Origin of the sequence: Maritimibacter sp. DP1N21-5 (genome assembly GCF_019218295.1) — a bacterium.
GTDB lineage: Bacteria > Pseudomonadota > Alphaproteobacteria > Rhodobacterales > Rhodobacteraceae > Maritimibacter.
This window is the reverse complement of record NZ_JAHUZF010000002.1, coordinates 195,255-217,846: the sequence shown is the minus strand read 5'-3', so window position 1 is coordinate 217,846 and position 22,592 is coordinate 195,255. Positions and strand designations below refer to the sequence as shown.

20 protein-coding genes are annotated in these 22,592 nt (G+C 65.5%); 8 read left to right on the top strand and 12 right to left on the bottom strand.

Features of this window, described 5'->3' with window-relative positions:
- Positions 1-34: 34 nt before the first annotated feature.
- Both KJP29_RS01620 and KJP29_RS01615 read left to right on the top strand, forming a co-directional pair.
- Positions 35-2,032: a type I secretion system permease/ATPase gene (locus KJP29_RS01620; protein WP_218461793.1), complete on the top strand. Its 1,998-nt coding sequence runs from the start codon at positions 35-37 to the stop codon at positions 2,030-2,032.
- The gene (locus KJP29_RS01615; RefSeq protein ID WP_218461792.1) at positions 2,029-3,405 is read left to right on the top strand and encodes an HlyD family type I secretion periplasmic adaptor subunit; all 1,377 of its coding nucleotides are present in this window, start codon (positions 2,029-2,031) and stop codon (positions 3,403-3,405) included. The genes KJP29_RS01620 and KJP29_RS01615 overlap by 4 nt, the downstream gene beginning before the upstream one ends.
- Positions 3,406-3,414: 9 nt before the next feature.
- On the opposite strand, the gene KJP29_RS01610 is transcribed toward KJP29_RS01615, so the two are convergent.
- On the bottom strand, positions 3,415-4,260 hold the full coding sequence (locus tag KJP29_RS01610; RefSeq protein WP_218461791.1) for a DUF1989 domain-containing protein: 846 nt from the start codon (positions 4,258-4,260) through the stop codon (positions 3,415-3,417).
- A 187-nt stretch (positions 4,261-4,447) separates the two neighbouring features.
- Here KJP29_RS01610 and KJP29_RS01605 point away from each other — a divergent pair, with 187 nt between their 5' ends.
- Positions 4,448-5,386, top strand: a complete 939-nt coding sequence (locus KJP29_RS01605; RefSeq protein ID WP_218461790.1) for a YiiX/YebB-like N1pC/P60 family cysteine hydrolase — start codon at positions 4,448-4,450, stop codon at positions 5,384-5,386.
- Between the two features lie 3 nt (positions 5,387-5,389).
- Here the strand turns inward: KJP29_RS01605 and KJP29_RS01600 are convergent, their stop codons facing one another.
- Positions 5,390-6,604, bottom strand: coding sequence for an acyl-CoA dehydrogenase (locus tag KJP29_RS01600; RefSeq protein WP_218461789.1), 1,215 nt, complete (start codon positions 6,602-6,604; stop codon positions 5,390-5,392).
- Positions 6,605-6,732: 128 nt separating this feature from the next.
- Between KJP29_RS01600 and KJP29_RS01595 the strand changes: the two genes are divergently transcribed.
- From KJP29_RS01595 to KJP29_RS01575, 5 genes are all read left to right on the top strand, one after another.
- On the top strand, positions 6,733-7,845 hold the full coding sequence (locus tag KJP29_RS01595; protein WP_218461788.1) for a CaiB/BaiF CoA-transferase family protein: 1,113 nt from the start codon (positions 6,733-6,735) through the stop codon (positions 7,843-7,845).
- A 197-nt stretch (positions 7,846-8,042) separates the two neighbouring features.
- Positions 8,043-9,554 carry a class I adenylate-forming enzyme family protein gene (locus tag KJP29_RS01590; RefSeq protein WP_218461787.1) on the top strand — a complete coding sequence of 504 codons (1,512 nt, stop codon included), beginning with the start codon at positions 8,043-8,045 and terminating at the stop codon, positions 9,552-9,554.
- Between the two features lie 24 nt (positions 9,555-9,578).
- A complete protein-coding gene (locus tag KJP29_RS01585; RefSeq protein ID WP_218461786.1) occupies positions 9,579-11,672 on the top strand; it encodes a 3-hydroxyacyl-CoA dehydrogenase NAD-binding domain-containing protein in 2,094 nt (697 codons plus the stop codon).
- A gap of 31 nt (positions 11,673-11,703) precedes the next feature.
- Positions 11,704-12,891 (top strand): acyl-CoA dehydrogenase family protein, encoded by a 1,188-nt coding sequence (locus KJP29_RS01580; RefSeq protein ID WP_218461785.1) that lies wholly within the window; start codon positions 11,704-11,706, stop codon positions 12,889-12,891.
- A gap of 1 nt (position 12,892) precedes the next feature.
- On the top strand, positions 12,893-13,951 hold the full coding sequence (locus KJP29_RS01575) for an acyl-CoA dehydrogenase family protein (RefSeq protein WP_218461784.1): 1,059 nt from the start codon (positions 12,893-12,895) through the stop codon (positions 13,949-13,951).
- A gap of 195 nt (positions 13,952-14,146) precedes the next feature.
- Here the strand turns inward: KJP29_RS01575 and KJP29_RS01570 are convergent, their stop codons facing one another.
- From KJP29_RS01570 to KJP29_RS01525, 10 genes are all read right to left on the bottom strand, one after another.
- The gene (locus KJP29_RS01570) at positions 14,147-14,551 is read right to left on the bottom strand and encodes a PaaI family thioesterase (RefSeq protein ID WP_218461783.1); all 405 of its coding nucleotides are present in this window, start codon (positions 14,549-14,551) and stop codon (positions 14,147-14,149) included.
- Positions 14,551-15,372: an IclR family transcriptional regulator gene (locus KJP29_RS01565; protein ID WP_218461782.1), complete on the bottom strand. Its 822-nt coding sequence runs from the start codon at positions 15,370-15,372 to the stop codon at positions 14,551-14,553. Before KJP29_RS01565 ends, KJP29_RS01570 begins: the two co-directional genes overlap by 1 nt.
- Before the next feature lie 11 nt (positions 15,373-15,383).
- Positions 15,384-16,166 (bottom strand): SDR family NAD(P)-dependent oxidoreductase, encoded by a 783-nt coding sequence (locus tag KJP29_RS01560; RefSeq protein ID WP_218461781.1) that lies wholly within the window; start codon positions 16,164-16,166, stop codon positions 15,384-15,386.
- The gene (locus tag KJP29_RS01555) at positions 16,159-17,181 is read right to left on the bottom strand and encodes a phosphotransferase family protein (RefSeq protein ID WP_218461780.1); all 1,023 of its coding nucleotides are present in this window, start codon (positions 17,179-17,181) and stop codon (positions 16,159-16,161) included. Before KJP29_RS01555 ends, KJP29_RS01560 begins: the two co-directional genes overlap by 8 nt.
- Positions 17,182-17,188: 7 nt before the next feature.
- Complete coding sequence (locus KJP29_RS01550; protein ID WP_218461779.1) at positions 17,189-17,851, bottom strand: histidine phosphatase family protein; 663 nt, start codon at positions 17,849-17,851, stop codon at positions 17,189-17,191.
- A complete protein-coding gene (locus KJP29_RS01545; RefSeq protein ID WP_218461778.1) occupies positions 17,852-19,087 on the bottom strand; it encodes an acyl-CoA dehydrogenase family protein in 1,236 nt (411 codons plus the stop codon). It lies immediately after the preceding gene.
- A gap of 80 nt (positions 19,088-19,167) precedes the next feature.
- On the bottom strand, positions 19,168-20,370 hold the full coding sequence (locus KJP29_RS01540; RefSeq protein WP_218461777.1) for an acetyl-CoA C-acyltransferase: 1,203 nt from the start codon (positions 20,368-20,370) through the stop codon (positions 19,168-19,170).
- A gap of 15 nt (positions 20,371-20,385) precedes the next feature.
- Positions 20,386-21,318 (bottom strand): SDR family NAD(P)-dependent oxidoreductase, encoded by a 933-nt coding sequence (locus tag KJP29_RS01535; protein WP_218461776.1) that lies wholly within the window; start codon positions 21,316-21,318, stop codon positions 20,386-20,388.
- Positions 21,315-21,773, bottom strand: coding sequence for a MaoC family dehydratase (locus KJP29_RS01530; RefSeq protein WP_218461775.1), 459 nt, complete (start codon positions 21,771-21,773; stop codon positions 21,315-21,317). The genes KJP29_RS01535 and KJP29_RS01530 overlap by 4 nt, the downstream gene beginning before the upstream one ends.
- 4 nt (positions 21,774-21,777) lie before the next feature.
- Positions 21,778-22,590, bottom strand: a complete 813-nt coding sequence (locus tag KJP29_RS01525) for an SDR family oxidoreductase (protein ID WP_218461823.1) — start codon at positions 22,588-22,590, stop codon at positions 21,778-21,780.
- Positions 22,591-22,592: the final 2 nt, after the last annotated feature.

The following is a 22,592-nucleotide window of genomic DNA, read 5'->3' as shown; positions in this document are numbered from 1 at the left end:
AAGACATTTTAAGAAGGACAGCGTGGGGGAAAACATGGCTGACAGGAACGAAGACAACGCCGACGGGGTCGACGCCGGCGCAGGTGAAAACGCACACAATCCGCGGCTCATCCTTGGCGCGTCGGAAGACGCGCGCCAAATCGAGGATGACGTGGCGGGCGACCGGTCCACAGCGCCCGAGCCGGCGAGGGGTGAGGGACAGGGGGACACCCCGAAAGGGCCGGTCGCACCAAACAACGCGCCACCCGCGTTGGTGAACGGATCCTCTTCGCCCAGTTTCCACAAACGCACAAAGGCCGCTGACCCGGCGCAGGTGTTGTCCGCGGTGAAGCGGCGCATCACGTCAAACCTGCTTTACGTGATCGTCCTGACCATGGCGACCAACGTGCTCATCCTGGCGGTGCCGCTCTATCTGTTCCAGATTTCGGACCGGGTGCTGACATCGCGGTCCATCGACACGCTTGTGATGCTGACCGTGGTCATCGCCGGCGCGATCGTCCTTCAGGCCGCGCTCGACGCGGTCCGCCGCTTCGTCCTCATGCGCACGGCGGTGGATGTGGCGGCACGGCTCGGGGCACCGGTGCTCGCGGCGGCAGCGCAGGCTTCGCTCCATTCCAACGGACGCGAATACCAGACCCTTGGCGATCTCCAGACGCTGCGGGGCTTTCTCGTCTCCGGCACGCTCCTGTCGTTCCTGGACGTGCCCTTCGTGCCGGCCTTCATCTTCGTCATCTTCCTCATCCACCCGCATCTGGGGATGATCGTGATCGTGACGGCGCTGTTGCTGGCCGTCATGGCCTTCATTAACCAAAAGATCACGTCGCAGGGCTTCAAGGATGCCAATGTCGCGCAGGTGAAGGCCAACCTTCACCTGGAATCCATGTCGCGCAACAGCCAGATCATCAACGCCATGGCGATGATCCCCGAGGCCGTGCGCATCTGGGGCGCCGACACGGCAGCCTCGCTCAAGTCGCAGGTCAAGGCGCAGGACCGCAATATCGTGACCGCCGCTATGAGCCGGATGTTCCGGCTTCTGGCACAGATCGCGATGCTGGGCTGGGGTGCATGGCTGGCGCTCGACGGGCAGATGACCGGGGGCATGGTGATCGCCGCCTCCATCGTGGCAGGGCGAGCCCTGGCCCCGATCGAAGGGTCGATCGAAGGTTGGAACAGCTATCTCCTCGCCCGCGGTGCATATGACCGGGTCGGCAACCTGATGAGCCGGGCCGCGCGCAACAACGACAAGCTGCGCCTGCCGAACCCCGAAGGTCGGCTCGACGTCGAACGGCTTCTCTTCGTGCCCGCCGGCACCAAGAGCGTCGTGCTGAACGCGCTGACCTTCTCAATCGGCGCAGGCGAACGGCTCGCGATCATCGGCAACTCCGGTGCAGGCAAGACGACGCTGGGCAAGATGCTCGTCGGGTCGATCCTGCCCACCTCGGGCGCGGTGCGGCTCGACCTCATGGACCTGCGCAACTGGGACCCGCGCCAGCTTGGCGAATGCGTCGGTTACCTGCCGCAGGACGTGCAGCTCTTTCCCGGCACGATCAAGGCCAACATCGCCCGGATGCGGTCCGACGCCTCGGACGAGGCGATATACCGCGCCGCGATGCTGGCGGACGTGCACGACATGATCGCGGATCTGCCGCAGGGCTATGAAACGGTGGTGGCCGCCGATGGCGCGCCGCTGTCGGGCGGACAGAAACAGCGGATCGGGCTCGCCCGCGCCTTCTTCGGCGACCCCAAGTTCCTCGTGCTGGACGAGCCGAACTCGAACCTCGACACCCATGGTGACGCAGCCCTTGTGCGCGCGCTTGGCCATGCCAAGGAGCACAAGATCACGACCATCGTGATCTCGCAGAAGCCCAACATCCTGACCTCGGTCGACAAGATCATGGTGCTCGATACCGGGCATATCTCGATGTTCGGCTGGCGTGACAAGATCCTCAAGGAACTCGCGAACCGGCGCGCGGCCCGGCAACAGAACGTCGGCCAGCAATCCAACACCTCACTTGAAGGAGCACCGGCATGAGCAGCGCCCGTCTTCCCGTCACCATAGATCACCAACCGGCTGGGGCGGTCGCCCCCTGGGAGGCCTCCTGGGAGGCCGACGTGCCCCGGTCGATCCTCAAGCACCTGATCGCGGGGATCGTGATGATCGCCGTGGCTTTCGGTGGCTTCGGCTACTGGGCGTTCTCCGCGCCGCTTGCCGCCGCCATCATGGCGCCCGGCTCCTTCGTCGCCACGGGTCGCAACAAGATGGTGCAGCACCTGGAGGGCGGCATCATCGCCGAGATGCATGTGGCCGAAGGCGACAAGGTCCGCGCGGGCGCACCCCTTCTCAGGCTGGACGAGACCACGGCGCTCGCCAATCAGAGGGCACTTTTCCTGCGGCGTGTCCGGCTCGAAGCCATCGAGGCGCGGATCCTTTCGGAATACGACGCGAAACCCGAGCTTGTCTTTCCGAAATGGCTTGAAGATGCGCGCAGCGACCCGGAAATCGCTACCATGCTCGACAGTCAGGCGCTTTCATTCGAGGTCGCGCGTTCGCAGCTCGAGAACGACATCGGCCTGATCGAACGCAACATCGCGGTGCTCGACAGCCGGGAAGAAGGCTACCGTATCCAGCGCAAGGCGATGGAGCGGCAGATCGAGCTTCTGAGCGAGGACCGCGACGCCAAGGCGATCCTTCTGGACCGCGCCTTGATCCGGCGCTCTGACTACAACGTGCTCCTGCGTGCATTGGCGGAGGCCGATGGTCAGCTGGGCCGGATCGACGCGGAGATCAGCGAGAGCATCGAGCTTCGTGCGAAATACGAGGCACAGAAGCGCCAGGCCATCGACACCTACCGTCAGGCCGCGCTCGACGAGCTTGAAAGCGTGCAGATCGAGCTTGATACCGTCCGCGAACAGGAACGCGATGCGCAGTCGACGCTGCGCCGGGTGGTGATCGACGCGCCGGTGTCCGGCACGGTCGTCCGGCTCAACTATGCCGGGGTCGGCGGCGTCGTGGAGGCGGGCAAGGTCATCGCGGAAATCCTGCCCACCGACGTGCCGCTCATCATCGAAACGATGATCGCGCGCACCGACATCGACAGCGTGAAGATCGGCCAGCAGGCCTCGGTCCGGCTGACCGCGCTCAATGCGCGCACGACCCCGATCCTGACGGGCGAGGTCTTTTATGTCTCGGCCGACGCCATCGTGGACGACGAAGGGGGTCAGCCGCGGGAGGTCTATGTGGCGCGGGTGAAGATCCCGGTCGAGGAACTGGACCGGATCCCCGGCTTCGCCCCGGTGCCCGGGATGCCGGTGCTCGTGATGATCCAGACCGCCGAGCGCACCTTTGTGCAGTATCTGGTCAAGCCGATCGCGGACTCGATGCAGCGGGCGTTCCGCGAACAGTAAGGCCTCGGGTCAAAGCCCGTGCGTGCCGTCATAGGGGTTTCGCGCGGGCGGGCTCCAGGGTTCGTCGCAGGCGAAGACCTCGACCAGAAGCGGATGACAGGCGGCGGCGTCGGACGAATGTTCGGCGCCGCAGTCGCCACCGGGACAGGCCGACAAGGCGCCAAGGAGCCGGACTTCGGCGAAAAACTCGAGGTAGTCACCGGGGCGGACCGGCGAGGCCTTCATGAAATACTGACCGGTATCACGCGTGAACCCCGTGCACATGAAGACGTTGAGCACGTCGTGCACATGTCGTTCAGCCTCTGCCAACGGAAGCCCGCGTGCCGTGGCGAGGGCACGGGTGAGGTTCGAGTGGCAACAGTGGTGATAATCGTCCTCGGCCAGAAGCCGGTGGGTATAGGGGTCGCAGCGCGTGCCGATCACGTCATGAACACCGCCGCCATGCTCGTCGATCCCATACCAGCCCAGCGTGTCGGCGGTGATCGTGGCCATCGGGCGCAGGTGCGGGAAGGATGACCAAAGCCGGTCGCCCGTGGTGACATGGGTGCCGTGCAGCGCCCGGGTTTTGCCGGAAAAGAAGCGCTCCGACAGGTCCTCCGCGTTCCAGAGGTTGAGGTCGCCCACCTGCGGCCCCTCGATGCTCGTGATCCGGAAGAAGCCGCCCGCAGGCACCTCGAAGGTCGCCGCGTCGCGTGGCGGCACCCGGGTCTCGGCGACTTTGCGCGCGCCTTCCCGGCGGTCGCCATAGGCCGCGAGATCCGGCTTGGGCAGAGTCTCGGTCGGATAACAGATCACCGGCGCGATGGCGCGGCGATCGTCTGCGTCGGCGGGGAGCGGTGGCAGGGGCTGGGTCATGTATTCTCGTAGCATCCGCGACAGCAACGGGAAAGTCGGGGAACACCATTGCAGTGGGGGCTTTTCCCCGTGAGTGAATCCGCGCTACGATCATATCCGAATTGGGGAATATCTCGCACGGGACCTTCGGCGACGAGGTCTGGCGGGATGGGTTGACCAACGGGACTCAAAGGGAGTGGGGCAGGCGATGGGTGGAATGCGCACGGGGCTCTGGGCCACGATCAAACGGCTTATGCCTGCGTTGGTCCTCTTGGGTCTGGCGGCCTGCACGATGCCGGTGGTGCACCCGGATTTCGAGGGCCTGCCGCCCGATGCCGATCCGTCCGAGTTCACCTGTTGCCAGGACCCGGAGCGCCAACCCCGGTGGTTCGCCGACCTTGCCCGCAACATGGGCGAGACGCTCGAACCCCTGACCTCCGACGATGGCCATGGCGGGCTGCTTGCCGCCCGACCCGAGGCGCAGGCCCGGGTGGCCGATGCGGCCCGGCCGCTCGACATCATGGTTTTCGCGGCCAAGAGCCAGATGGTCTCACGCATGATCCCGGGCTGGTTCACACATTCCGCGGTCTACCTCGGAACCGAAAAGGAGCTGCGGGCGGCGGGTCTTTGGAACCACCCTGCCCTCGCGCCCTTTCGTGACGATATCCGCGCCGGGCGCGTGGTGGTGGATGGTGTGCCGCCGAAGGTGCGGCTCGCGAGCCTCGAGGACGTGCTCTCGGGGCGGGATGCAGTGCTGGTCACACGACCCGAGGTCACGGCCAGCGAAAAAAGCGCGGCCTTGGGGACCATGCTGTCCCTCGTCGGGCGTCCTTTCGATTTTCATTTCGATTTCGAGACCTGCGATTCCTACGCCTGCACCGAGGTCATTTGCCGGAGCTTTCCCGGCCTGAAATTCCCGATCCGAGAAAGCTACGGCGCCTTTGCGCTCCTGCCCGACGACATCGCGGCCAAGGCGATCCGGGGCGACGGGTTGCGCATCGTCGACTACGTCCGCGCGACCGAAGACGACTGGCGCGCACCCGGCCTGACGGGCGCGATGGAGGACGTGGCCGGATTCTGGGGCCCGCAGACAGGGCCCGTTGCCCGCGTCACGACTGCCGCGGCGCTGGGGACCTGTCCGCTGTGACGATCAGAAGAACGCCTGAAGCCCGGTCTGCGCCCGCCCGAGGATGAGCGCGTGGACGTCATGGGTGCCTTCGTAGGTGTTCACGGTTTCGAGGTTCACCATGTGGCGGATCACCTGGAACTCGCCGGAGATCCCGTTCCCGCCATGCATGTCGCGCGCCATCCGCGCGACATCGAGCGCCTTGCCGCAGTTGTTGCGCTTCATGAGCGAGATCATTTCGGGGGCTGCGCGACCTTCGTCCATGAGCCGCCCGACCCGAAGGGAACCTTGCAAGCCCAGCGTGATCTCGGTCTGCATGTCGGCGAGCTTTTTCTGGAAAAGCTGGGTCTGGGCGAGCGGGCGATTGAACTGCACCCGGTCGAGCCCGTATTGCCGCGCGGCGTGCCAGCAGAACTCGGCCGCCCCCATTGCGCCCCATGAAATGCCGTAACGCGCCCGGTTGAGACAGCCGAATGGCCCCTTCAGCCCTTCGACATTCGGCAGAAGCGCCCCTTCGCCCACCTCCACGTCCTTCATCACAATCTCGCCGGTGATCGAGGCGCGGAGCGACAGCTTGTTCTGGATCTTCGGCGCCGAGAGCCCCTCCATCCCCTTCTCGAGCACGAAGCCCCGGATCTTGCCGCCATGGGCATCGGACTTCGCCCAGACGACGAAGACATCGGCGATGGGCGCATTGGAGATCCACAACTTCGTGCCGGTGATCCGGTAGCCGCTGCCCGTCTTGACCGCCCGCGTCTTCATGCTGCCGGGGTCCGAGCCCGCGTCGGGTTCGGTCAGACCGAAGCAGCCGATCAGCTCGCCCGAGGCGAGGCCGGGGAGGAATTTCTTGCGCTGCGCTTCCGAGCCATAGGCATAGATCGGATACATGACGAGGCTCGACTGCACGCTCATCATGGACCGATAGCCAGAGTCGATCCGCTCGACCTCCCGCGCGACGAGACCATAGCTCACGTAGGACCCGCCCAGCCCGCCGTATTCCTCGGGCACGGTAACGCCCAGCAGACCCATGTCGCCCATCTCGCGAAAGATCGCCGGATCGGTATCCTCGTTCTCGAAGGCCGAGATCACGCGCGGGGCGAGTTTCTCGGCGGCATAGGCGCGCGCGGAGTCGCGGATCATCCGTTCGTCTTCCTCGAGCTGGTCGTCGAGGCGGAAGGGGTCTTGCCAGTCGAAGGGGCCAAGGTCGGGGCGGCTTTTCGCGGGTAGGTCGTGCGGCATGAGATCCTCCTGTTTCGCCCGAATTTCTGCGCAGGGCGTTACGCGGCGACAAGGGCCGCCGTCACTTCCGTCGCGTCATTGCGCGGGGTTTGGTCGGATGCTACGCCCAAGCGAACAGGAGGAAAACCATGTCGTTGCTGTCCGGTCTAAAGGTCGTCGAACTCGCCCGCATCCTGGCCGGGCCCTGGGCGGGACAGGCGCTGGCCGACCTCGGCGCCGAGGTGGTGAAGGTGGAAAGCCCCGAGGGCGACGACACGCGCCGCTGGGGCCCGCCCTGGATCGAGCGTGACGGCGACAGAACAGCGGCCTATTTCTATGCGGCGAACCGGGGCAAGGCGACAGCGACGGCCGACTTTCGCAACCCTTACGACATCGCCCGCGTGAAGGCGATGATCGCCGATGCTGACGTGGTGATCGAGAACTTCAAGGTCGGGGGGCTCGCGAAGTACGGGCTGGACTACGCCTCGCTCGCCGCCGCGAACCCCCGGCTCATCTATTGCTCCATCACCGGGTTCGGCCAAGACGGGCCACGCGCGGGCGAAGCAGGATACGACTTCATGATCCAGGGGCTCTCCGGGCTCATGTCGATCACGGGCGAGGCCAAGGGCGAGCCGACCAAGGTCGGGGTCGCGGTGACGGACGTCGTCTCGGGCCTCTATGCGGTGATCGGCATTCTGGCGGCGGTCGAGGCGCGGCACCGGACCGGGCGCGGCCAGAGCGTGGACATCTCGCTTCTGGACTGCGCCACCGCGCTTCTGGCCAATCAGGCGATGAATTACCTCGTCAGCGGCGAAAGCCCCGGTCGGCTTGGGAATGCGCATCCCAACCTCATGCCCTATGACACGCTGCCGGTGGCCGATGGCCATGTGATCGTCGCGGTGGGCAACGACCGGCAGTTCGCCTCGCTCTGCACTGTGCTGGGCTGTGCCGAACTGGCCGACGACCCGAGGTTTCGCACGAACGGCGACCGGGTGTCGGCGCGGGCGGAGCTCAAACCCCTGCTCGCGGAGGCGACCGCGCGGTGGAGCCGCGACGCGCTGCTTGCGGCATTGGCCAGGGCCGTGGTGCCAGCCGGGCCGATCAACGAAATCGCCGACGTCTTCGCCGATCCGCAGGTGATCGCGCGGGGCCTCAGGATCGCGCCCGAAGGCGTGCCGGGCGTGCGCGGGCCTTGGGTGTTCTCGGACGCCGACCTCGCCCTCGACCGAAGCGCGCCCGTGTTGAAGCGCGACGACGGCTGAGGGTCGCGGCCCACTCGAAGTCTGGTCAGGGATCGCGTCTGGCGTCGTTTCCCCTTTCCCCTTCGCGCGAACTCTTTCAAATTCGACCGTTGAGTCGGAAATTATTTCGCGCTGCAAAATAAGATTTCACATTGTTGACCTGGTGAACTGCCTCGGCTACGGTCGCATCTGCGGCCCTGCGCCGTCTGGGAGGAAACATGACCTGGCTGCACGACCTGACCCGGCGCCACCCGGCTGGCGACCTTGCGATCATTGACCATGACGGCCGAGAGTTCACATTCGGAGCCATCGATGCCGCGGCCCGCGACCTGGCGCAGCGGTTGGGTGATCTCGGGCTCGGTCCCGGCGACAGGGTCATGCTGGTCTGCGAGAACTCGGCCACCTATGCGATCACGGTCCTCGCGGCCAGTCGGATCCGGGCCTGGGTCATGCCGGTCAACGCGCGGCAATCCCCTGATGAACTTGACGCTCTGCGTGCTCATGCGGGACCGAGGCTGATCGTCTTCACGCCCGAAGCTTCGGCCCCGGCGCGTGACCATGCGGAGCGACTCGGCGCGACGGTGCGCGGGCACCTTGAAACCGGGGAGTTACTGGTCGCCGGTCCCTTTGATGATCCGGCCTGCGCGCCCGAGCCGGTGTCGGACGACCCGGCCCAACAGGTCGCGGCGCTCATGTATACCACCGGGACAACTTCGGCCCCCAAGGGCGTGATGCTGACCCATGCGAACCTCGTCTGGAATGCCGAGGTGTCGGCGCGGTTGCGCGGCATGGCAGCGGGCGACACCGTGGTGGGCGTGCTGCCCGGCACGCATATCTTCTGCTTCGCTTCTGCCTTTCTCGCCTCGCTCGCCGGGGGCAGCGCGATCCGCTTTATCCCGCGCTTCTCCGCCGCCGCCGTGCTCGACGCCTTTGCCCAGGGCGACAGCGTCATGCCCGCGGTTCCACAGATGTATCAGGCGATCCTCGCGGAACTTGCGCGCCGCGGGACCAGACCCGACGCGCCGAACCTGCGCTATATCTCGTCGGGCGGCGCGCCGCTCGATCCTGAGTGGAAGGAAAAGATCGAAGCGACCTTCGGTATTCCGCTTCAGAACGGCTATGGGCTGACGGAAACCTCGCCGGGCGTGTCGGGCACGCGACTTGATGATCCGCGGGGCGACACCTCGGTGGGACAGATCCTCGACGACGTGGAGTGCATCATTGACGCGCCTGACGAGGACGGTGTCGGCGAATTGCTGATCCGGGGCCCGAACATCATGCAAGGCTACTTCCGCAGCCCCGAGGCCACCTCCGAGGCGATCCGCCCCGACGGGTTCTTCCGCTCCGGCGACCTCGCCCGGATCGACCCGGACGGCACGCTCTGGATCATGGGACGGCGCAAGGAGTTGATCATCCGCTCGGGGTTCAACGTCTATCCGCCCGAAGTCGAAGCCATGCTGACGCGCCACCCGAAGGTGCTCCAGACCGCCGTCGTCGGCCGTCCCGTGCCCGGAAACGAAGAGATCCTCGCCTTCGTCACCGCGCGGCCCGGCACGACGGAAGACGAAATGCGGGACTTTCTCAAGGCGCATCTCGTGGGCTACAAAGTGCCGCAACGTGTCTTCATCATCGACGCATTTCCCGCCGCTGCCACCGGCAAGATCCTGAAACACAAGCTCCTGGCGACTTTCGCGCATCTCATCGACGCGCATGACGCCAAGGCTTCCTGACACATCCAAGGACAAGACGACCCCATGACCGCACCGACCAAGATCAACGACGTGATTTCCCTCGAACGTGTGGGGGACGTCGCCCTCGTCTGCATCGACAACCCGCCCGTGAACGCGAGCGCACAGTCCGTGCGCGCCGGGCTGATCGCGGCGATGGATGCCGCGAATGCCGACGAGGACGTGAAGGTCATCGCGATCTATGCGGCGGGCCGCACCTTTGTCGCGGGGGCCGACATTCGCGAGTTCGGCAAGCCGCCGCTGTCCCCGTCGCTCCCCGATACGATCAACCACATCGAAGCCTCAGGGAAACCCGTCATCTCCGCGCCGCATGGCACGGCGCTCGGGGGCGGGCTGGAAATCTGCATGGGCACCCACGCCCGCGTCGGCGTGAAGGGTCTGCGCGTCGGCCTGCCCGAGATCAACCTTGGCCTCCTGCCCGGGGCCGGGGGCACCCAGCGCGGGCCCCGGCTCATGGGGGTGAAGCATACGCTCGACATGGCTCTGTCGGGGAACATGGTCACGGGTGAGGAGGCGCTCGAGCGCGGGCTCATCGACCGGCTGGAAGAAGGCGAGCCGCGCGGCGTGGCCCTCGCGGCTGCCAAAGCCGTGCTCGACGGCAGCCTTCCGACCCGCCGCACCTCGGACCTGCCCGTGGAGGTCGATACCGCGGCGCTCGACGCCGCGCGCGCGATGGTCGCCAAGAAGATGCCCAACCTCGATTCCGCACCCATGGTGATCGAGGCCGTCGAACGCTCGACCGGCGACGTGAAGGAGGGCATGAAGTTCGAGCGCGAATGCTTCATGGCCTCTCTTCAGACCGCCTCGGGACGCGGCATGCAGCACGCCTTCTTCGCCGAACGCGCCGTCGCCAAGATCCCCGAAGCCGGCGCCACCCCGCGCCCCGTCGCGAAAATCGGCGTGATCGGGGGCGGCACCATGGGGTCGGGCATCGCGACCGCGGCGCTGACCTCGGGCCTTGCCGTGCGGCTCATCGAAATCTCGCCGGAGGGGCTCGACAAGGGTGTCGGGTTCATCACCAAGAACCTCGACGGTGCGGTGAAGCGCGGCAAGATGGGTGCCGAGAAACGCGATGCGGCCATGGCGCGGCTCGCGCCGTCGACAGACATGGAGACCCTTGCCGACGTGGACCTCGTGATCGAGGCGGTGTTCGAGAACATGGACGTGAAGAAAGACATCTTCGGCATGCTCGACAAGATCTGCAAACCGGGTGCCGTGCTCGCCTCGAACACCAGCTACCTCGACGTGGACGAGATCGCGGCGGCCACCTCGCGGCCTGAGGACGTGATCGGGCTTCACTTCTTCTCGCCCGCCAACATCATGAAATTGCTCGAAGTCGTGGTCGCCGAAAAGACCGCGCCCGAGGTGGTCGCGACCGGTTTTGCGCTGGCCAAGAGGATGAAGAAGATCGCGGTGCGCGCCGGCGTCTGTGATGGCTTCATCGGGAACCGCATCCTTGCCTATTACGGCAAGACCGCCGGCTACCTGATGGAGGACGGTGCCTCGCCCGAGCAGATCGACGCTGCGCTCGAAAACTTCGGCTTCGCCATGGGGCCCTACAAGGTCGGCGATCTCGCGGGGCTCGACATCGGCTGGGCCAACCGCAAGCGCATGGCGGAGACGCGGCCCAACGAAGAACGCTATGTGCGCATCCATGACAGGATCTGCGAAACCGGCGCCTTCGGCCGCAAGACCGGCAGCGGGTTCTACATCTATGATGAAGGCGACATCCGTCCAAACCCCGTGGCGCTCAGGATCATCGACGAGGAACGGGAAGCCAAGGGGATCACGCCGCGCGACTTCACCAATCAGGAGATCGTGGACCGCTACATGACGGCGATGATTTCCGAAGCGGCTCGCGTCGTGGAGGAAGGCATCGCGCTGCGTCCCATCGACGTCGATGCCGTGTTCCTCTTCGGCTACGGCTTCCCGCGCTTCCGCGGCGGACCGCTGAAGTATGCGGACGAGATCGGCGCGAAGGAGATCGTGCGCCGGATCGAGACCTACGCCATGGACGACCCCTATTACTGGAAGGTGCCCGCCATCCTGCGCCGTATGGCCGAGGACGGGACGACCTTTGCGGATCTGAACGACAAATAAACCGACGAAACGAGCGACGGGGAGGACCCTTATGGACCTGAGCTTCACGGACGAGGAAATCGCCTTCCGCGACGAGGTGCGGGCATTTCTGGACGAAAACCTGCCGAAAGACCTCTCCGACAAGGTGCGCGTCGGCGGCGAGTTGGACAAGGACGACATGGACCGCTGGCACGCGATCCTGAACGCCAAGGGCTGGCTCGCTTCGGGTTGGCCGGTCGAATTTGGCGGCCCCGGCTGGTCTCCTGTCGAGAAACACATCTTCGAGGAAGAAGCCGCCCGCGCCAACGCGCCCCGCATCGTGCCCTTCGGCCTCGCCATGCTGGGGCCCGTGCTCCAGAAGTTCGGCTCCAAGGAACAGCAGGACGAAATCCTGCCCCGCATCCTCGACGGCTCCGACTGGTGGTGTCAGGGCTATTCGGAACCGGGTGCGGGTTCGGACCTCGCCAGCCTCAAGACCCGGGCGGTCCGGGACGGCGACCACTACGTCATCAACGGCCAGAAGACCTGGACCACGCTCGGCCAGTTCGCCAACAAGATCTTCTGCCTCGTGCGCACCAAGACGGACGGGAAACCGCAGGAAGGCATCAGCTTCATCCTCGTCGAACTCGACACCCCCGGAATCGAGATGCGCCCGATCAAGCTCATCGAAGGCGGGCATGAGGTGAACGAAGTGTTCTTCACCGACGTGCGCGTGCCGGTGGAGAACCTCGTCGGGGAGGAAAACCAGGGTTGGACGATCGCGAAGTTCCTGCTCACCCATGAACGCACCAACATCGCGGGCGTGGGCTTTTCCATGAAAGCGCTCGAAGAGCTCAAGGCACAGGCGCGACGGATCAAGCGGGGCGGCAGGCCGCTTCTCGAGAACCCGCTCTTCGCCGCACGGGTTGCCGACGTGGAGATCGAGCTCGAAGCGATGAAGATCACCAACCTCAGGATGCTCTACCGCGCCCAGACGCAGGGACAGCCGGGGCCGGAAACCTCGATCCTCAAGATCAAGGGCACCGTGATCCGCCAGACGTTGAACGACCTCTCACGCCGCGCGCTCGGTCCGGCGGCGGCCCCCTTCCCGTCCGAAGAGATGTTCGGCAACGCCGCCTTGGGCGAGCCGGAAGACGTCTATGCGGCGGCGAAATACTTCAACAACCGCAAGCTGTCGATTTTCGGTGGGTCGAACGAGATCCAGCGAAACATCCTGACCAAAGCAATGCTGGAGCTGTGACATGGACTTTTCCCTGACCGAAGACCGCCGGATGCTGTCCGACAGCCTGACCCGGTTCCTCGCCGACAAATACGCCTTCGACCACCGCGGCAAGGTCGCTTACGACGCGCCGTTCCATGATCCGGCGCTCTGGGGCGAAATGGCGGAACTGGGGGTGCTCTATGCCCTCGCGCCCGAAAAGGCAGGCGGCTTCGGCGGCACTGGGTTCGACATCACCACGGTGTTCGAAGCCCTGGGTCGCGGCCTCTGCCCCGAGCCCGTGCTGGGCACACTCATGGCATCGAAACTGCTCACTGCGGCGGGCGCAGATCAGGCCGGCTTGCTTGACGGCTCGCGCCGCTATGCCGTCGCCATCGGCGAACTGGACGCGCCTTACGATCTGGACAACATCGCAACCCTGGCCGAGGACGACAAGCTGTCAGGCCGGAAGTCGGTGGTCTATGGCGGCAACGACGCGGATGTGTTCCTCGTCGCGGCGCGCAAGGGCGACGCGCTCGCGGTCTACGAGGTCACGGGCACGGACGCGCAGGTCACGGGCTATGGGCTGATCGACGGTGGCGGCGCGGCGGAGTTGTTCCTCGACGCGACCCCCGGCACGTTGCTTCTGGACGACGCCGAGGCCGCGCTCACCGACGCGCTCGACGCAGGGCGCCTCGCGCTTTGTGCCGAGGCGGTGGGGGCCATGGACGCGACGAACGAGATCCTGCTCGACTACCTTCGCACCCGGAAGCAGTTCGGCGTCGCCATCGGCAAGTTCCAAGCGCTCCAGCACCGCGCCGTGGACGTGGTGACCGAGATCGAACAGGCGCGCTCGATCACCATCCTGGCGGCGAGCCGGATGGGCGAGACCGATCAGAGCCGCGCGGTGTCCATGGCCAAGACCCTGACCGGTCGTGCGGCCCGGCTGGTCGCGGAAGAGGCGATCCAGATGCACGGGGGCATCGCCATGACCTGGGAGGCGGCCGTCAGCCATTTTGCCAAGCGGCTGGTCATGATTGACGCACAGCTTGGCGATGTGGACTTCCACCTTGAACGGGTCATGGCAGGCTACGCGGCCTGAAGACGGACCCTTGCGCGATGTCACCTCCCGGCGAGACAGGTCTCGCCAGGAGGTTTGCCTGTTCCGGAACTGTCCGGTCGGTAAACCATTGGTGCGGCCGATATATTCGCGGCTTCAGGATTCCAGAATTCCGGGATTCCAGAGTTCCGGAATCCCGAAACCGAACGCCCCCTGCACCTGCGCCAGACGCCCCGCTCAGCTCGCCCGGTAGCGAAACACGCCGGTCCCGGTGGCAACCTTCGCCCCCGTGTCGTCCGTGATCTCCGCCTCGGCGAAGAAGGTCTTCCGCCCGCCGCCGACTCGCCGCCCCTCGGCCACCAGCAGATCCCCTTTCGGCTGGGACAGGTAATTGACGGTGAGCGACAATGTCATCGCCAGGCGCCGGACATCCGGAGACCCGGTGTAGCAGCCCGCAAAGCCCATCACCGTGTCCAAAAGCGTCGCATGGACGCCGCCATGGGCAATGCCGTAGCGGTTGCCCAGATGCGCCGCCATCGGCAGTTCAAAGCGTGCGTAATCCTCGGACCAGGCCGTGATCCGGAAGCCCAGGAGCTTCTGGAACTCGTAGGGGTCTTCGACGAGCACGGGATCGAGGGACATCAGGCCCCTGCCCCGAGTGCCCCCGACGACAGGTTCTGTGCCGCGCGCTTGAGCGGCTCGGCGTAGTTGTCCATCAGTTCCTCCGGCGAGACGAGGAACGACGGACCACCCACGTTGAGCCCATAGATCCGGTCGCCGTTCAGGGAATAGACCGGGACCGCGATCCCGTGCACTTCCTTGCGCCAGCCGCCGAAGCCGGTGCAAAGGCCATATTTCGCGTAGTCTTCCAGTGCCTTTTCGATGCTTTCCTGGATGCGGTCGCTGTCCTGCGGGCGGTCTTCCTTGGCGAGCTGCACGATATGCGCGCGCTCGGCCTCGTTCATGGCGACGAGGATCGCGCGCCCTATGGCCGAATGCATGATCGGCAGCCGCGCGCCCACGTTGATGGTCAGCGCAACGGCCTGCTGCGAGCGGTGCACTGCGGTGTAGACGGCCGAAAGCCGGTGCTGTTCGGCGAGCGCGGCGGTGATATGCGGGTTGGTCCCCGTGTCGCAGAGCGCTCGGAGCTCGCCCTGGGCGCGGTCGGCGATCTCCATCCCCGACAGCACGCCATAGCCCAGCGACAGCACCCCCGCGCCAAGACGATACGTGCCCGTCCGCTCGGAATAGACGAGGTAGTCGAGCTTGCACAGCGTATGCGTCAGCCGCGAGATCGTCGGCTTCGGCAGGCCGGTGCGCTGTGCGATTTCCTGGTTGGTCAGCGTCGTTTCATGCGGTCGGAAACACCGAAGCACGTCGAGACCCCGCGCAAGCGCGGTCACGAACTTGCGGTCGCCGTCGGCATCGCCGCCGAAATCGTCGATGAACTCGTCTTTCCCCATGGCGTTCCTCCTTATACGGCGGTGAGCCCCCCATCAATCGAAATGGCTTGCCCTGTCATGAATGTGTTCGCGTCCGACACGATCCAGAGCATGGCCTGGACCACCTCCATCGGTTCCGCGACACGGCGCATGGGCACACGGGCCGCGATACGGGCATAGGCGTCCTCCCGGCTGATCCCGTGGCGTTCGCCCATCATGTCGCCCATGGTTTCCACCATCGGGGTCGAGGCGAAGGACGGGCAGATCGCGTTGACGCGTATACCCTTGCGCGCGACCTCGTCGGCGGCGGCCTTGGTCATCCCGATCACGGCATGTTTGGACGCGGCATAGGCAGAGAGCTGGCCTGATCCGACGAGGCCCGCCGCCGATGCCGTGTTGAGGATCGCCCCAGCCCCTTGTTCGAGCATCACCGGGATCTGGTGGCGCATCCCGATGAAGACGCCCTTGGCGTTTATCTCCATCACCCGGTCGTAATCCGCGAGCGGGATCTCGTGGAGCCGCTGCATCCCGTTCCCGATGCCCGCGTTGTTGAGCGCGATGTCGAGCCGGCCAAAACGTTTGACCCCGACGCCCACATGGGCGGCCATCGCCGCGTCGTCCGCCACCGACAGCACATCCGCCTGCACCTCGCACCCGAGGCTTTCGAGATTGCGCGCGACTTCCATCAGACCGGCCTCGTTCACGTCCGAGAGCAGGAGCTGCGCCCCGGCCCGCGCGAATTCCGCCGCCGCGAGCGCGCCAAAGCCGCTCGCCGCCCCGGTGATCTGCACGACCTTGCCGGCGAAGTCAGCCATGTGCCGCCTCCCGTCCCTTGGCCGCGAACTGCGGCACCGCCTTGCCCAGACGCATCGCCCGTTCCGGGTTCGAGGCATTGCCATCGAGCGCGCGCTTGTAGACACCCTGAATGATCGCGGCCATGCGGAAGAACGCGAAAGCCAAGTAAAAATTCATCCCCGCGATCCCCGGCAGCCCCCGCGCCTTGCAATACATCTCGACGAAGGCCTCGTCCGACGGGATGCCCAGCGCCGCGCGGTCGACACCGTCCAGTCCGCGCCCCTCTGCCCCCGGCGGCATCCGCCACTGCATGATCAGCGAGGCGAGATCGGCATAGGGGTGCCCGATGGTCGACAACTCCCAATCGAGCACGGCGGCGCAGCGCGGCCCGCCGACCTCGAAGAGCATGTTGTCGATGCGGTAGTCGCCATGCACGAGCCGGCGCTGGTTGTCGTCGGGAATGTTCGCTCCGAGCCAGTCGATGAGCGCATCCATATCCGCGATCGTCTCGGTCTCGGACGCGCGGTATTGCTTGGTCCAGCGCCCGATCTGGCGCTCGAAATAATTGCCCGGCGGGCCGTAATCCGAAAGCCCCACGGCCTCGATGTCGACCTCGTGGATCGCGGCCAGCACCCGGCACATCTCGGCATAGATCGCCGCGCGTTCCGCGTTGGTGGTGTCCGGGATGCGCGGATCGTCGATGTTGCGGCCTCTGACCGCCTCCATGATGTAGAAGTCCGACCCGATGACTTCGGGATCTTCGCAGAGCGTATGGACCCGCGCGACCGGCACGTCGGTCTCCGCCAGCGCCTTCTGCACGCGGAACTCGCGGTCGACCGCGTGAGCCGACTTCAAGAGCTGCCCCGGCGGTTTACGCCGCAGCACATAGGCGCCCGACGGGCCATCGAGACGGAAGGTCGGGTTCGATTGCCCGACGTTGAACTTGGTCGCCGTGATGGGACCCGAAAAGCCCTCGACATGGGCCTCGGCCCAGCGGGTCACGGCGTCGGTATCGAGGTTCTGGGTATCGGCCATCCGTCCCTCAGCTATAGGTCAGCATCTCGCCCGCCGTGTCGGCGTCGACATGCGGTGTTTCGTTGAATCCGTGCAGATACGTTCCCCCCCGCCCGATGACGAAGCGGTTCACGGCGCAATTCTTCATCTGCAACTGAAGCAGGATCTGTTGTTCTGCGGGAGCCCCCAAGGCGAGCCGGATCATCTGGCTGACCGCGCCGCCAGAGGAGAACATCCAGACGTCCCCTGGCCCGTGTGCCGCCTCCATCGCGTCCTGCACGCGCGCCACGAAGGCGTCGAACCGCTCGGGCGGGTTTTCGATCTCGTCGGCCTGCCAGGCCAGCACCGTCGCCTTCAACTGCCGGAAATGGGCAGCGCGGTTGTCTGTGGTCCGCTCCGGGATCGCGTCGGCCTTCTTGTGCGCCTCCAGAAGCGCCTTGAAGTCGAACTCGTTCAGCCCCGGATGGACGATGGGCGTGGCCGAGGCACCGAAGCCCTCCGCGACACCCTCGAACGTCTCGCGATGCCGGACCTGTTCGCCGACGAAGACCCGTTCTGGCCAGATCGCGCCCTGCGCCTTGAGCGCCCGCCCAAGCGCCACCGATTGGCGCAGACCAAGCTCCGACAATTTGTCGTAGTTGGCTGCGCCAAAGGACGCCTGTGCGTGGCGTATGACGGTCAGAAGCGCCATTCAGATCTTCTCGTTGGTGTATTGGCGAAGCTCACGGCGCGCGACCTGCCGGCGGTGGACCGCATCGGGTCCGTCGGCAAAGCGCAAGGTGCGCAGGTTGGTATACATCCGCGCCAGCGGGAAATCCTGGCTGATCCCTGCCCCGCCGTGCATCTGCATGGACTCGTCCACCACCTTGGTCGCCATGAGCGGCGCCACGACCTTGATCATGGAAATCCACGGCTGCGCTTCCTTCACGCCGACCGTGTCCATCATATAGGCGGCCTTCAGGCACAGGAGCCGCGCCTGTTCGATCTCCATCCGCGCATTGGCGATGATGTCGTAGTTTGCACCGAGCGCGGCGATCTTCTTGCCGAAGGCCTCGCGCGACAGACCGCGCCGGCACATGAGCTCCAGCGCCCGCTCGGCTTGTCCGATGGCACGCATGCAGTGGTGGATGCGCCCCGGTCCAAGCCGGCCCTGCGCCACCTCGAACCCGCGTCCTTCGCCCAGGATCACCGAATCCGCCGGGATGCGCACATCGGTGAAACGCATGTGCATATGCCCATGCGGCGCGTCATCGTTGCCGAAGACCTGCATCGGGCGCAGCACCTCGACACCGGGGGTATCGGCGTCCATGACGAACATCGTATGGCGGGCATGTTTCGGCGCAGTCGGGTCGGTCTGGGCCATGACAATATAGACGCCGCAGCGCGGATCGCCCGCCCCGGAAATCCACCACTTTTCGCCGTTCAGGACCCAGTCGTCGCCGTCTTTCTTCGCCTCGAACGAGAGCTGCACGGCATCGGACGACGCGACCCCCGGCTCGGTCATCACATAAGCCGACCGGATTTCACCCTCGAGCAATCGACCGAGCCAGCGGTCCTTGTGTGACTGCGAGCCGTAGCGTTCGAGCACTTCCATGTTGCCAGTATCGGGCGCGGAGCAATTGAAGGTCTCGGCCCCGAGCGGCGCCTTTCCCATCTCTTCCGCGAGATAGGCATATTCGACTGTCGACAGCCCATAGCCCGCGTCGCTGTCGGTCAGCCAGAAATTCCACAGGCCGCGCTTCTTCGCCTCGGACTTCAGCTCGTCCATGATCTCGAGCTGGCGATCGTTCAGAACGAAGCGGTCGCCCGTCGGATTCTTGCCGATCTCTTCCTCGTATTCCTCGGACAGCGGAACGATCTTTTCCGCCATCAGCTTGCGCACCGCGTCGATCAGCGGCTGGACCTTGTCCGTGACGCCCAAATCCATCTTCTTCTCCTCCTAAGCCCCGACCGGGGTCGGCGCAATTGAACACACATGTTCAACACTGCGCAATGCTGTTTATGTGCTCAGAGCACTTCGAACAGGCCCGCGGCCCCCATGCCACCGCCCACGCACATGGTGCAAACGACGTATTTCGCACCCCGCCGCTTGCCCTCGATCAGCGCATGTCCGACCATCCGCGCGCCCGACATGCCGTAGGGGTGGCCCACGGAAATTGCCCCGCCGTTCACATTCAGGATCTCGTTCGGGATGCCCAGAACGCGGGCCGAGTGCAGCACCTGACAGGCGAACGCCTCGTTCAACTCCCACAGCCCGATGTCGTCCATGGTAAGCCCATGCGCTTCGAGGAGCTTGGGCACCGCATAGATCGGGCCGATCCCCATCTCGTCGGGGTCGAGGCCAGCGGCCATGACGCCCACGTAACGACCGAGCGGCGCGAGGCCGCGTTTTTCGGCCAGCTTCGCCTCCATGATCACGGCGGCGGAGGCCCCGTCGGAGAGCTGGCTCGCGTTGCCCGCCGTGATGAACTTGCCCTCCTGCACCGCGATACCGTCCTTGAACACGGGCGACAGGCTTTGCAGGTCCTCGAGTGTCGTCGAGGGGCGGTTGCCCTCGTCCCTCTCAAGTGTCACTTCGGCGTAAGAGACCTCTTTCGTCGCCTTGTCGATCACGGCCTGGGTCGAGGTGAGCGGCACGATCTCGTCATCGAACTTGCCCGCCGCCTGCGCCGCCGCCGTGCGTTGCTGGCTTTGCAGCGCGTAGGCGTCCTGATCCTCGCGCGTCACGCCATAGCGGTCCGCCACGATCTCGGCGGTTTCTAGCATGGACATGTAAAGGGACGGCACGTGTTCCTTGATCCACGGGTCGCGCAGGTGGTCCATCCGCATGTTCTGGTTCTGCACCAGCGAAATCGACTCGACCCCGCCGCCGATGGCGACCTCCATGCCGTCATGCACGACCTGCTTGGCCGCGGTGGCAATCGCCATCATCCCCGACGCGCATTGCCGGTCCATGCTCATCCCCGCGACGCTCGTCGGCAGGCCAGCGCGAATGACCGCCTGCCGCCCGATGTTGCCCCCGGTCGAGCCCTGCTGGATCGCGGTCCCGATGACGCAGTCCTGCACCTCGTGCCCCTCAAGCCCCGCGCGCGACACGGCGTGTTTCACGGCATGGCCGATCAGTTCCTGCGCATGGGTGTTGTTGAAGGCCCCGCGATAGGCTTTGCCGATCGGGGTCCGTGCGGTCGATACGATGACGGCGTCACGCATGTTGTCTGTCCTCTCCTAAATGTCGTTCCACGGGAGCGGCAGCCCCCGCACAGCCGCCCCGCCCCGCGCGTATTTGCGCGTCTGCGAGAAAGCGTTGTCCATGACCTCGGCCCCTTCGGGATCGCGAATGCGGTCCATCGCGGCAATGACGCCCTCGGGCGTGAGGTCCTCGTCCAGCAGGGCGACACCCTGCGTTTCCGTGATCCGGATTTCCGCGAAACAACCGCCGCCCGCGCCAAGGATCATCTTGGTCGGCGCGTCCTCGGCGACGAGCGCGAGAAGACCGGGCGTGATCGTCTCGGGTTGAAGCAGCGCGAGCGTTTCCGGCGTCAGCAGGCTCTCGGTCATCCGTGTCGCGGCGGTGGGGGCGAGCGTGTTGACGCGAATGTCCTTCTTCGCACCTTCGATGGCGAGCGTGTTCATCAGCCCGACGACACCCGCCTTTGCCGCGCCATAGTTCGACTGGCCAAAGTTGCCGTACATGCCCGAGCAGGAGGTGGTGACGACGATCCGGCCATAGCCGCGTTCGACCATATGCCCCCAGACCGCCTTGCAGCAGTTGGCCGTGCCAAAAAGGTGCACGTCGACGACCTTCTTGAAGGCCGGCAACTCCATCTTGGCGAAGGATTTGTCGAGCAGGATACCGGCGTTGTTCACGAGGATGTCGACCTGACCGAACTCTGCGATTGCCGCCTCGACCATCGCCTGCACGGCGTCGAAATCCGTGACGTCGGCCCCGTTCGCCATGGCCCGGCCACCCTTGGCGCGGATCTCTTCGACCACCGCATGGGCCGCATCGGACCCCGACGCCTGCCCGTCCGTCGTCACGCCAAGGTCGTTGACCACAACCGCCGCACCACGCTCGGCCAGCCCCAGCGCGTGACAGCGGTCAAGCCCCGCGCCCGCGCCCGTGACGATCGCCACCTGTCCATCAAACCGAAGGCTCATGCCGCCTCTCCCATGTATCTGCGCCCGATCCACTCGGCGACGAGCGCGGGCTTGTCCTGCCCTTCGATCTCGACGGTGACGTCGGTGATTGTGGTGAATTCGCCGGGTTTCGACGTTTCGCAATCGGTGAGCACAAAGCGCCCGCGCACGCGGCTGCCGACCTTGACGGGCGAGATGAAGCGCATCCGGTTCATCCCGTAATTCACGCCCATCGTGACGCCGTCCACCGCTGGAAGCGCATCATAGACCATGGCCGACAACAGGCTCAGGGTCAGAAAACCATGCGCGATGGTGCCGCCGAAGGGGGTTTTCGCCGCCGCCTCCGGGTCCACGTGGATGAACTGGTGGTCATGGGTGGCTTGAGCAAAAGCGTCGATCTGGTCCTGCGTGATCTCGAACCAGTCCGAGACTCCGACCTCCTGTCCCACCAGCCGCTGAAATTCTTCGAGCGTCATGGCGTCACTCCGCAAACAGCGAGCCCGGGGAATGCACGTTGATGCCCCCGGACAGGGGCAGGATCGCGCCCGTAACATAGGCCCCCGCGCGCGAGCAGAGGTATTGCAGCGCCCCCGCGATGTCGCCCGGATCCCCCAGACGGCCCAGCGGCACCCGGTCGGCGGTGCGGTCCGCCTGTCCTGCGTCGGTGAGCGCGAAGGCGGTCATCTTGGATTTGAACGGCCCCGGCGCGATGGCGTTGACCGTGATCCGGCGCTCGGCCAGTTCGTTGGCGAGGATGCGCGTCATGTGATGCACGCCCGCCTTGGACACGGCATAGGAATAGGCCCCGCCGCCCTTTTCCACGTCGCCCATGACCGAGCCGGTGTTCACGATCCGCGACGGGTCGTCGTCGGTCGCGGTGGCGGCCAGCATCGGAAGAAGCGCCTGCGTCAGTTGGAACATGCCGGTGAGGTTGAGGTCGTTGACCTTGTCCCAGCCTTCCCACGGAAATTCGCCCAGAGGCGCGCCCCATGTGCGGCCCGCGTTGTTCATCAGGATATGAAGCTTGTCTGTCCGCTTGGCCACTTCGGCGGCAAGCGCATCGACGCCCGCCTGCGAGGACACATCGCCCGCGAAGCCTTCGACCGAGCCGGGCAGACCCAGAGCGTTCACCTCTGCCGACACCGCCGCGCAGGCATCGCCCTTGCGCGACGCGATCAGAACGCGGGCACCGGCGGAGGCCAGCCCTTCGGTCGCCATGCGCCCGATGCCGGAGGACCCGCCGGTGACCAGCGCCACCTTGCCGGTCAGGTCGAAAAGCGATTGGGGTGTCATGT